Source organism: Microbulbifer mixtoriginis (SeqCode), assembly GCF_052466865.1.
The window spans coordinates 3,044,713-3,057,253 of the sequence record NZ_CP174293.1; the positions used below are offsets into that span (position 1 = coordinate 3,044,713).

Consider the following 12,541-nt stretch of genomic DNA (forward strand, 5'->3'; position numbering starts at 1 on the left):
GCTACTTCCCGAACTCACTTCGGCCTACTCAGCCAGGGTTTCGCGGTCTGCAGTTGCGTGGGCAAGGTACATCAACTCGCGCAGCGCTACTGTAAACATCGCAAAATCACCGACGGCAGCTGCCTTCAGCTCGGCAATCATGTTGTGCCAACGCTGAATAGCCGGCGCCATAATAGCGCCCCAGCGCAACATTGCACTATCTACGTCCAATTTCTCCACGGTGGCAAGGCGCAGGATATTCACTGCCAGGGTGGCGAGCTGACTGTCTAAGTCATCCATACTCGTTTCGCGTGCCTGGGCTTGCCAGAAGCTGTCCACCGGTAGATCGACAATCAAATTGCCAAACCAGTGTAGATTCAACTCGTCAGAGAGGCTGAAATAGACTTTGGCCACCTCTTCTACAGGGCGGTCACTGGCATAAGCAGATTCGGAAATGCCCAGTGCCGAATAAAGGTAGGTCGGGGATGCTGATAGCAGGGCAATCTCCTCTGGCAGCCCCGCCTCTAATAATTTTTGATAGCGCTGTTCCCACTCACCCAGCGGACCACCACTCAGGACTTTCGGCAGGGCCTTGATCACCCTCTGCACCTGAGACTGGAACAGTGCGCAGTTTTGCCCCGGCTCCAGATCACTGCGACGATTGCGCAGGAACCAGCGGGTGGCACGGCGGACCCGACCGATCATGGAGTTGAGCAACTCGGTCTGCAGCTCGGCCGGTACTTTGTAGTCCAATTCAGCCAGTTGCTGCTGGAATTCCACCATCTTATAAACATCGCGGGCACTGATATAAGCCGCAGCGACATCATTGACATCTGCGCCTGTTGCCGTGCTGATGCGGTTGTAGAAGGTGATTCCCATGCTGTTCACCATTTCGTTGGCCACCTGGGTGGAAACGATCTGGCGCAGTAGGGGGTGCTCGTAAACCTGGCCCTTATAACGCTCCACCAATGCCGAAGGAAAAGCGGATTCCGCGGCTTCACGCACTCGTGGGTTATCCGTGATTTCCGCCTCTTGAAGCTCCTCTTTTAACTTCACCTTCACATAAGAAATCAAAACGGAAAGTTCCGGCCGGGTCAGGGTCTGCCCCTTATGTACCCGATCGGAAATCTGCTCGTTATCGGGGATAAACTCCAGAGCCCGATTCAGTCGACCGTCATCTTCCAGGGTATTAATAGTGCGGCGGTATTCGTCAAGGCGTTTGGAAACCTGGTATTCCGCCACACTCAATGCACGAGTTTGATCATAGTTATTGTGCAGCACCAGATCACTCACGGAGTCTGTCATACCATGCAGCAGCTCATTGCGCTGCTTCTCGGTCAAGTCACCGTTGGCAACCACTTTATCGAGGAGAATCTTGATATTCACCTCATGGTCGGAACAGTCCACTCCTGCCGCGTTATCGATAAAGTCGGTGTTACAGCGGCCGCCATTGAGGGCAAATTCGATACGTCCTTGTTGGGTCATACCAAGGTTGCCACCCTCACCAAAAACTTTGGCACGCAACTCAGCACCATTAACCCGCAGATGGTCGTTGGATTTGTCACCCACCTCACTGTCGGATTCAGTCCCGGCTTTTACATAAGTACCAATGCCACCATTCCAGATTAAATCAACCGGCGCACGCAGCAGTGCGCTGATTAATTCGTTTGGCGTGAGTCGGTCTTCTTTGATATCGAAGGCTTCTTTCATTTCAGGTGTGATGCTAATTGCCTTCACCCGGCGCTCAAAAACACCGCCCCCTTTGGAAATGAGAGTGCGATCGTAATCCCTCCAGCTGGAGCGAGGCAGCTCAAACAGGCGCTTGCGTTCTTCAAAGCTAGCCGCTGCATCAGGGCTTGGGTCGATAAAAATATGCATGTGGTTAAAGGCGGCCTTCAACTGAATATGCTCAGATAGAAGCATACCGTTGCCAAAGACATCCCCACCCATGTCGCCAATACCGATGACAGAGAAGTCCTCTTTCTGAACATCCACCCCCATCTCGCGGAAGTGCCTCTGTACAGATACCCAGGCACCGCGCGCGGTGATTCCCATCTTCTTGTGGTCGTAACCCTGACTACCACCTGAGGCAAAGGCATCCCCCAGCCAAAAACCGTAGTCCTCAGCAATACCATTGGCGATATCGGAAAAAGTCGCGGTTCCTTTATCTGCAGCCACTACCAGATAGGGGTCATCCTCATCCCTGCGCACCACTTGCTTAGGCGCTACTATCTCACCATTTTTCAGGTTGTCGGTGATATCTAGTAAACCGCGAATAAAGGTTTTGTAACAGGAAATACCCTCTTCCAGCATGGCTTCACGACTGCCATCTACCGGAGGACGCCGCACAACGAAACCGCCCTTGGCTCCACTGGGGACAATCACGGCATTTTTTACAGCCTGGGCCTTCACCAACCCCAACACCTCGGTGCGGAAATCTTCTAAACGATCGGACCAACGCAAGCCGCCACGGGCTACCTTACTACCGCGCAGGTGAACACCTTCCACTCTGGGGGAGTAAACGAAGATTTCAAATTCCGGGCGAGGTTCGGGAATACCGGGAATATCCCGCGGGCTGAATTTAATAGAGATGTAGTCTTTAGGCTGACCGTCAGCACCCGCCTGGAAGAAGTTGGTCCGTAAAGTAGCCAGGATCAATTCGAGATAACGGCGCAGCACCAAGTCTTCGTTGAGATTTTCAACAGCATCCAAACCGTCATGGATCTTAGCGATTAAACGCTCAACTCGTGTTTGTTCCTGCTTGCCACTGCTAAGACGCGGGTCAAACAATGCGCGGAACAAAGCCACCAGGTTACGGGTAATTTCAACCTGATTGGCCAAAGTCGCAGCAATAAAGCTCTGGCTTGCACTGGATTTTGTCTGTTTCAAATAGCGGGCGTAGGCACGCAACATAGAAACCTCTCGCCAATTCAGGCGAGCCGCCAGCACCAGGCGGTTAAAAGCATCACTTTCCGCAGTGTGATTCCAAATAGCAGCGAACGCATCCTGGAACAGCCCGCGCGATGCTTGGGCATCAACTTTTGTTGGAAGGCCAAACTCCAGGTGGAACTCATGCATCCATACATCACTACTGCCACAAGGGCGAATGGTATATGGGAACTCGCCCATAACCCTAAGACCGAGATTTTCCAATACCGGGATCACATCGGAGAGGGTTAAGCCGCTACCCCAGTTAAATACCTTAAAGCGCAAACTGCCCTGGGCCGCACCTACCGGCTGGTAGAAACTCATGGCCACCCGGTTGTTTTCGTTGAGATTCTGGATTGCTGCCACATCCTGTACAGCGATACGCGGCTCAAAATCCTCACGGTAACCAGCGGGAAAGGCACGACCAAAGATACGGAAAAGTCGATTACCCTCTTCCTCTCCACTGCTTTCAACTAAGGATCTTTGAAAAACGTCTTCCCAGGAACGGGTAATATCCACAATCTGCGCCTCCAACAGCGCTACATCTATATCGACAGGTTCATCGGGCGAGATGCGGAATACAAAATGCACACGCGCGAGAATGGATTCAGAAAAATAAGTCGTAAAGTCCGATTCTTTGGCTTTAATTGCCTTGGAAATATGGGAGCAGATCAACTCACGTACGTTACTGTTGAATTGATCTCTCGGCACATACACGGTGGCCGTAACAAATTTTCCAAAAAGGTCTCTACGCATAAACAGGCGAACATGAGCGCGCTCATTCAAACTGAGCACACCCATCACTACTTTAAACAGGTCCTGACTACTACTTTGGAACAATTCATCGCGGGGGAAGGTATCCAAAATACGGCGCAACGCCTTGCCATCGTGGCCATAACCGGAAAGGCCACTGGACTCGATAATGGAAGCCATCTTACGTCGGATAATTGGGATTTTGGCAGGACTCTCTGTGTACACTGGCGAGGTGTATAGCCCCATAAATGCCGACTCTCCAATTACCTCACCCTCGGCGTTGTAGCGTTTGATCATCACATAATCTGAGTAGGCGCTGCGATGCACACGGGATTTCACCGAGGATTTGGCAAAAGTCAGATAGTTGGGGCCCTGGTAAAAGCGCTGCTTACCCTCGCTAAAGGCGGCTTCGAGCATTGGTGCTGCAGACTCTTCCAGTTTTTTGAAAATACCCAGGCGGCGATCTTCCACCTCACTGAGAATTTTCTTGTCATCAACCTGACTGAACTCGTATTCCCGGTAGCCAAGGAAGGTAAAGTTGCCATCGCGCATCCACTGCAGAAACGCACAGGCCTCGAGAAGATTGGTATCGTCCTCCGAGACCCCGGCTTTCAGCTGCCCTTCCATACCCCCACAGGTCTCGAGCATCGGCGCATAATCATCCACTACCAGCTCTACATCGCCTAGGACATCTTTCAGCGCCGCACTGAGTTCCGAGGCAAACTTGGCGGAAGTGTCATGATTGACCTCAATATAAATGAGGGCCTCACTGACCAGCTTCGATCCCTTGGCAGGCTTATGATCCTTGGCCGTAACATGGTCGAAAGATAGATTTGGAATTTCATCCCGCGGAGGCAGTAGGTGCTTTAATTTGCCACCGGCACTGCGCTCTAGTTTTAACACCGTACTCTTAATGGAATGAATAACCGTGTTTCTCTGGTTGACCTCCATGCGCACCGAGTCCACCAGGAAAGGCATATCTCGCACCAACAGCCCAATTACAGTGTGCGAGCATTCCCAGCCATCGTCTTCCAGGCGTGGATTGAAGATCCGTACCTTCGGCAGGCCGTCAGAACGTTGTTGGATAAAGTTCCACCAGGTGTAGATACAACCGTAGATATCTACCAGGCGTCGGCCCTGCAGGTCTTCCAGCGGGTACTGGTGCAGGAACTGCTGCGCAAAAGCCACTACGGGTTCTGCATCAGATGCCAACTTGTCGCGAATCAGCTCACAGATCTGTGCTACCAATTCTTCACGGCTTTCGGTAATCACCGTCGCCATATTCACGGGGAACCTCCCAATCTCATTTTTGTCACATCGAATCCAATGACTGTAGATCCGAAAAGATCGTCATCTCATCCCTGAAGTGCTGCAGGGACGAGTCCTAAAAATTAAACTTTCACGTAACCTTGTAAGTGGCACTGGTGCCACCGAAAAAATGTCGCCTAAAAAGTGGGCTTGGGCGCGGTGGTTGCCTCTTCCTCTGGTGCCGTTAAAATCAACAGGCCCCACCGCTTTGGCGGCGACTATATATAAAAGATGGTAGATAGCCACCCGAATGAATAGGGCGGGTACATTTGTAGAAGAAGAGACGCTATGGAAGCAAACCGGAATAACAGAGATCACATCATCGCACTGGGCGACTGGCTTAAAGAGCAGATCATAGGCCAGGAAACGCTGGTTAATCGCATTCTTATCGCTCTGCTTGCCGATGGACACCTGCTTGTCGAGGGGGCGCCAGGCCTGGCCAAAACCAAGGCGATTAAAACACTGGGCGAAGCTATTGAGGGTGACTTCCATCGAGTTCAATTCACGCCAGACTTACTGCCGGCTGATATTACCGGTACCGACATATACCGGCCGGAAACCGGAGAGTTCCATTTTCAACCGGGACCAGTATTTCACAACTTGATCCTGGCGGATGAGATAAACCGCGCGCCGGCCAAAGTACAGTCGGCACTGCTTGAGGCTATGGCTGAGCGACAAATTAGTGTGGGTCGAAAAACCTATCCGCTGCCGCAATTATTTTTAGTGATGGCCACTCAAAACCCCATTGAACAAGAGGGGACTTATCCTCTGCCCGAGGCTCAACTGGATAGGTTCCTCATGCAAGTGAATCTTGCCTATCCCGATGCCGAGGCGGAAGCAAAAATCCTGCGCCTGGCCAGATCCGAGGCCACCCTTGGCGAAAATCGCCCTACCGAAATCATTAGTCAGGAGACCATTTTTCAGGCTCGCAACCAGATTCTGGAAATGCAGATGGTCGAAGCCGTGGAAACCTATACTGTCCAACTTGTCATTGCTACGCGCGAGCCGGCGAAGTATGACAGCGAGCTGGCATCATGGCTAGATTTTGGTGCAAGCCCAAGGGCAACAATTGCGCTCGACCGCTGCGCCCGTGCACGCGCATGGTTAGATGGCCGCGATTTTGTAACGCCCGATGATGTCATGGATGTAGCCCCGGATATTTTACGTCATCGCTTGCTACTCAGCTTTGAAGCCGAAGCCGCAGGTATCACTACCGACCAGGTTATTCAGCGCCTGCTGCAACAGGTGCCGGCTATCTGATGCACACAGCAACACCTCCTTCAGATTTGGACCTGCGCGGCGCCTATCCGGAAGTCAACTCACTCGTACAAATGCGTTATGTCGCACGTCAGCTACAACTCTTTAAACCGCGCCTGGTTCGAAGTGACCAGGCTGGTGGCCTTCTTACCCGCTACCGTGGGCGAGGTATGAATTTCGAAGAGGTACGAGATTACCAGGCCGGCGATGACGTGCGCTCAATTGATTGGCGTGTTACCGCCCGCACCGGCACTACCCATACCAAGTTGTATCAAGAGGAGCGGGAGAGACCCATTGTTATCCTGCTCGATTTGCGCGCACCGATGTTTTTTGGCAGCCATCGCGCTTTCAAATCTGTAGCAGCGAGCGGTATTGCCGCCGCGCTGGGCTGGGCTGGGCTGCAACATAGCGATCGCATTGGTGCCCTGCTCTTCTCGGATAACGACATCGATACAGTGCGCCCGAAACGCAGCCACCATGCCGTATTAGCGATGATTCACAGCGCAGTGGACAGAGCATCTAAATTACAGAGTCCTATCGCCGAGAATGGCAGCCAATCCATGCAGACTCTGCTGGAGGAAGCCCGCCGTATCGCTCGCCCCGGCAGTGCACTTTTTCTTATAAGTGATTGCCATGACCTCAATCAGGATTGCTCACAATCATTATATTTGCTGTCGAGACATGCGGATTTACAGGTACTGCGAATCACCGATCCGCTGGAACAGCATTTACCCGATCAGTCCCTGACAATTTCTGATGGCCGCCAGCGCACATTTTTGTACGCAGGCAACCGCCCCCTGCGTGAGCATTTTGCAGAGAAGCAGGCCCAGGCCCGCGCCGATGTTGAACAATTATGCCGGAGGCACCGACTTCCGCTGTTGGATTTTGACAATACAAAACCCATTGTCGGGGAATTAATGTCTTTTTACGGTTCACGCCAGCAAAACGGTTGGCATAAAAATAAAAGGCAGTAGCCGTGAGCGATAGGCAACACTCTATATTTTCGCCAAGCAGGCTTTGTGTAATTGGAGCGATTAGCGCTACCAACAAAGTCATTCCAACGGAGGGGCAACTATGCTGAGAAAGCAGCAACAACTACAGCCCCCCTCGCCTGAGGCCCAGGAATTACTGGCACAACTATACGATATCCAGGAACCAGCACCAGTAAGCTGGTGGCCACCTGCCCCCGGCTGGTGGCTCCTAGCCCTATTAATCATGTTATCTCTGTTGGGAATTGCCCTATGGATCAGATATCGGCGCAAACAAACTGAGCGCAACCGCTACAAGGTTGAAGCGGTTAGTTTATTGAATGCGGTGGATATAAGCCGACCTGAAGCCACCGGGGAGATCAACGAAATTCTTAAACGTGTTGCTGTCACCACTTATGGCAGAACCCGCTGTGGCAACCTCACCGGTAGTGCATGGTTAAGTTTTTTAGAACAGAGCGCTTCTCTGAAGTGCCCTGATGAGGCACGGACAGCATTGCTCGAGCAACTTTATCGCGGCACTTCCAAGCCAGAGAGCAACGAGGCTCTTCAACAATACGCTATTCAGTGGGTCCTGCAGCATCAACTGTCGATGCAGGAACCTGAAAAACAAGTTAGTGAGGAACATGCCGGTGTTTGAGTTTGCCTGGCCCTGGGTTTTCCTGCTCACCCCACTGCCACTACTCGCGCGGTGGCTAATGCCCCGCTCAAAGCCATTGAGCAGTGCCTTAAAAGTACCCTTTTACTCTGAACTTTCCCAACGCAGTGGTGGGGAGCAAAGCAACTATCTCAATTTATTATTACTCACACTGATTTGGTTACTGCTGATCAGCGCTGCCGCGCGGCCTCGCTGGTATGGGGAGCCGATCTCCCAAGCCAGCAGCGCAAGGGATCTATTGGTTGCCGTAGACATATCCGGCAGTATGGAGACCCCCGATATGCTCCTTGGCGGGCGCCCGGCAATGCGTATTAATGCGGTCAAACAGGTAGTGGGAGACTTTGTCGAGCGGCGCCAAGGCGACCGACTGGGCCTAGTGCTATTCGGCACCCGCGCCTACCTTCAAGCACCACTAACCTACGATCGGGAAACTGTAGGGACCCTATTGCGCGAGGCGCAAATCGGATTCGCCGGCCAGGGTACCGCTATAGGGGATGCTATAGGCCTCTCTGTTAAGCGCCTAACCCAGCGCCCAGCCGAGCAGCGCGTGCTAATCCTGCTCACCGACGGCGCCAATACTGCCGGTGAAGTCTCCCCACTGAAAGCCGCCGAACTTGCACAGCAAGCGGGCATTACGGTTTACACCATCGGTGTGGGTGCCGAAGAAATGGTTCAACCGGGCTTATTGGGCAGCCGCTATGGCAGCCGCAGAATTAACCCCTCCAGGGATCTCGACAGCAAAACCCTGCAGGCGATTGCCGATACAACGGGGGGGCGCTATTTCCGCGCTCATAACCCCCAGGAACTGGCAGAAATCTATTCGGAATTGGATGAACTGGAACCTGTGGAGCAGGAAGCAGAAAGCTACCGCCCACTGAAGTCCCTATTTGTATGGCCGCTTGGAGTAGCCCTACTCCTGTCTTCTATTTGGGCAGTGGCTCCTCTCACCACTAATTTCAGATATTCCGGCAACGGCAATAAACAAACCACTACCAACGGAGGCCAGGCATAATGAGCATACCTGAGCTACTCCAATCGTTTCATTTTCTCCGCCCCTACTGGCTATGGCTATTAATCCCCGCAGCACTCATTTGCTGGGGCTTGGGCAAAATCGTTCTAAACAATGCCCAGCTACAAAAGGTGATTGATGCAGATCTTTTACCGCACCTTTTAATGCGCGGCGGTGCCAAGCGTCCCTGGTTATTTGGGCTAATCTTTGCATTACTCGCCGCCATGATTATCGCTATGTCGGGGCCCACCTGGAGAAAATTGCCGACACCGGTTTACAGTAATCAAGATGCCCTGGTGATTTTATTGGATCTGTCTCCCTCTATGATGGCGACAGATCTCGCCCCCAACCGTCTCACCCGTGCAAGATTGAAAATTCTGGACATTCTTCGTGAGCGCAAAGATGGCCTGACCGCCCTGGTAGCCTATGCCGGCGAAGCCCATGTGGTCACACCACTGACAGAAGATACCGCCACTATCGCCAACCTGGTCCCCGCATTATCGCCTGCCATCATGCCGGTACCGGGAAGCAATATTGAGATGGCTGTATCGACCGGCATTCGCCTACTCAGGGATGGCTCTGCGGGACGCGGGCAACTGCTCGCAGTCACAGACGGCATTGAGCCTGCAGCAGCGGGTATCGTCGCAAAATCCCTGGCCGAAGCTGGAGTTGAACTCAATATCCTCGCTGTCGGCAGTGGCGAGGGCAGCCCAATCCCCCGCGGCAATAGCGGCGGCTTCGTCACAGATAGTAATGGCGCAATTGTGATTGCCAATTTTGACCCACGGGAGCTGCGTAAGCTGGCTAGAGGCAGCGGCGGCCGTTACGCCAAGATCACCGTCAACGACGCCGACATAGAACACCTGTTGCCGCAAAGCGAAACCCCCGAGCAGGCCGAATTGACCGAGCGAGAATTCGACCAATGGCGCGATGAAGGCCCCTTGTTGATTTTACTCCTCCTGCCCTTTGCCGCCCTACTGTTTCGCCGTGGCACTCTCGCCTGCACCCTGCCCCTCGCCCTATGCTTGGGCCTACCGAGTGAAGGTCAGGCTTTTGAATGGAAAGACCTCTGGCAACGCAAAGATCAGCAGGGACAGGAATTACTCAACAAAGGGGAGTCTGCCGAAGCCGCCGAAACTTTCCGCAACCCAAAATGGCGCGGCACGGCAAATTATCGCGCCGGTGATTATGCCGCTGCTCAGCAGGACTTTTCCCAGTCAAATGATGCGCAAGGCCTATACAACCTGGGCAATAGCCTAGTGCAACAGGGCAACTATGAGCGCGCCATTGAAGCCTATGACCAGGCTCTGGCCCAAGCCCCGCAATTCTCCGATGCGCAACACAATCGGGAAATTGCCGAGAAACTCAAGGAGCTTCAAGAGCGCCAGCAACAACAAAACCAACAGCAATCTGGTGATCAACAAGAACAACAAGATAAGCGGGACCAACAACAGGAGCAGCAGGCCGGCAACCAACAGCAAAAACAACAGCAAAAACAACAGAATCAACAACAGGAGAGCCAACAGCAGCCCTCCTCTGGTGAACCTCAGCCCTCCGAGCAGCAATCCGGTCAAGAGCAGGAGCAATCAGATCAACAGCAACCTGAAAATGCTGAGCAACAGAAAAATGAACAGGAGCAGCAGTCTCAGCAAGGCCAACAGGGCGAAGAAGAGCAAAAAGAACAGCAAGGAAAGCCCCAACCCGCCGGCGCCGAAGAGCGACAGTTAGACCCAGAAACCCAGCAGGCTCTTGACCAATGGCTACGCCAAATTCCCGATGACCCCGCCGGCTTAATGCGAGAAAAATTTAAATACGAAAGTCTGCAAAGACGGCGTGCCTATCGCAGTGGCGAGTGGGAGCCTCCTGAAAACGGCGCTACCCAGAGGTGGTAGAAAGATGCCCACAATGCACAACATTATTTTCGGCTTTAGATGTGACCAAACCCCAGGAAGGCTTATGGATAGCTTTTTTAGAAAACATAACATTACTCGGCCACTAAACCTTACAGGACTTAATTGCCTGCTATTTTTTCTTGCTCTCTTTTGCCTGCCCGCAAGCAGTTGGGGCAGCGACCTCAATACCAGCGTGGACCGCAATAAAATTGGTATTGATGAGACCCTGAATCTGCGCGTGCGCTACTCCGGTGATGAGAATGGCGGCCAACCCGATTTCGAATTACTTGAGCAGGATTTCGATATTCTATCCCGTCAGCAGTCTAACCAATATCGGGTAATTAATGGTCGTGCGGAAAGCTTCGTCGAATGGACGCTCACACTGGCACCAAAGCGGGAAGGAGAGCTGTTTATTCCCTCTCTGCACTATAAAGGACAAGTTTCTGATGCAATCCCCATAAAAGTCAGCGAAGCCGGTAGTGCGCCCGACGGTGCCGATCGCAAAGCCTTTTTGGAGATCGAATTAGATAAAGATAAAGTCTACGTACAAGAACAGCTACTTGTTAAGGTTCGCCTATACACAACAATCGGCTTGCACGATATCGCCACCGAACCTTTACAAGTAGCCGGCGCCCATGTAGAAAAAGTCGATGAACAGCGTTATGAGCGTAAGCTCGGAGGCGTCAGCCATGCGGTATATGAACTCACTTATGCCGTTTTTCCCGATAGCTCTGGCCAGCTCTCTATCCCCGCAATGACTTATGTTGCGGTTGCCGGTCGCCGAGATCCTTTCTCACTGTTCAATCGCAACAGCCAGAGATTACGATTGCGCTCCCAGGCAAAAACTATTGAGGTCCTTCCCAAGCCTGACAGCTATAGCGGTACCCACTGGCTGCCCGCTGCAAGCCTCGGAATCGTACAAAGCTGGAGCCAAAATCCGGATACCTTCACTGTCGGCGAGCCCATAACCCGTATTCTTACCATACGGGCAGAGGGTCTGCGGGCAGCCCAGCTTCCACCTCTCCCCAAGTTGGATATTGAAGGCCTTAAAACCTACCCAGATCAACCACAACAAGAAGATCAGATAGGCCCAAATGGAGTAACAGGTAGCCGCATAGAAACTACCGCAATCGTCGCCACTCAGCCCGGTAATTATCAGCTACCTGCCGTCACGCTCACCTGGTGGGATACCAAGAGCCAAAAACAGCGCGCCACCCAGCTCCCCGCCTTCCGCTTTGAAGTCAGCGGTACTGCTACAGCCACACCCCAAACTCTAGAGCCAGGAAATCTCCCTACACTAGTTCCTGGAACCACCACTTTGGAGGAGCAAGATCATTTCTGGCGCAATCTGGCCATAGCCGCCCTTGCCTCCCACCTTCTGTGGATTTTTTACCTTTATCGATATCGTCCCCAACGGCTGGAACAGCCCACAGCGAGCGCCAAGCCAGCAAGAAAAATGCACCACGAAGCCAAGCTAAAGAAGGCTCTTGAAAGTGAAGACCCTAGACACATACAACAGGCCCTACTCGACTGGCTTCAGCAACGCTGGCCACAAGTTGAGGGTAATAATTTAAGTGAGGTTTCGCACCAGTTAGGCTTTGAGGAGCTTCATGAGATCCAATCGCTGCTCAGCGCAGCCATCTATCAAGAACCTGTTAAACCGCTAAATATAGTGAAGATAAAAGTTCTGGTTGATAGGTTGATGAGTCGAGAGGGTGGTATGGACAAGGCATCGGAGGTTGAAGAGTTACCGAAACTCTTCACCTGAATT

General features: G+C 52.5%; 7 protein-coding genes. 6 read left to right on the plus strand and 1 reads right to left on the minus strand.

Translation table 11 applies throughout. The features are described 5' to 3' along the window. Nucleotides 1-24: 24 nt before the first annotated feature. Nucleotides 25-4,941 carry an NAD-glutamate dehydrogenase gene (locus tag ACJJJA_RS13695; RefSeq protein ID WP_444905246.1) on the minus strand — a complete coding sequence of 1,639 codons (4,917 nt, stop codon included), beginning with the start codon at nt 4,939-4,941 and terminating at the stop codon, nt 25-27. Between the two features lie 315 nt (nt 4,942-5,256). On the opposite strand from ACJJJA_RS13695, the gene ACJJJA_RS13700 reads away from it, so the two are divergent. From ACJJJA_RS13700 to ACJJJA_RS13725, 6 genes are all read left to right on the plus strand, one after another. Beyond that, nucleotides 5,257-6,228, plus strand: a complete 972-nt coding sequence (locus ACJJJA_RS13700) for an AAA family ATPase (RefSeq protein ID WP_444884591.1) — start codon at nt 5,257-5,259, stop codon at nt 6,226-6,228. Further along, nucleotides 6,228-7,199 (plus strand): DUF58 domain-containing protein, encoded by a 972-nt coding sequence (locus ACJJJA_RS13705; RefSeq protein WP_444904963.1) that lies wholly within the window; start codon nt 6,228-6,230, stop codon nt 7,197-7,199. The genes ACJJJA_RS13700 and ACJJJA_RS13705 overlap by 1 nt, the downstream gene beginning before the upstream one ends. A gap of 100 nt (nt 7,200-7,299) precedes the next feature. Continuing rightward, entirely contained in the window at nt 7,300-7,851 is a 552-nt protein-coding gene (locus ACJJJA_RS13710) for a DUF4381 domain-containing protein (RefSeq protein ID WP_444904964.1), read from the plus strand. Further along, nucleotides 7,844-8,881 (plus strand): vWA domain-containing protein, encoded by a 1,038-nt coding sequence (locus ACJJJA_RS13715; RefSeq protein WP_444884588.1) that lies wholly within the window; start codon nt 7,844-7,846, stop codon nt 8,879-8,881. The genes ACJJJA_RS13710 and ACJJJA_RS13715 overlap by 8 nt, the downstream gene beginning before the upstream one ends. Further along, a complete protein-coding gene (locus tag ACJJJA_RS13720; protein WP_444904965.1) occupies nt 8,881-10,770 on the plus strand; it encodes a VWA domain-containing protein in 1,890 nt (629 codons plus the stop codon). Before ACJJJA_RS13715 ends, ACJJJA_RS13720 begins: the two co-directional genes overlap by 1 nt. A 64-nt stretch (nt 10,771-10,834) precedes the next feature. Next, nucleotides 10,835-12,538, plus strand: a complete 1,704-nt coding sequence (locus tag ACJJJA_RS13725) for a BatD family protein (RefSeq protein ID WP_444904966.1) — start codon at nt 10,835-10,837, stop codon at nt 12,536-12,538. The last annotated feature ends 3 nt before the right edge of the window (nt 12,539-12,541 follow it).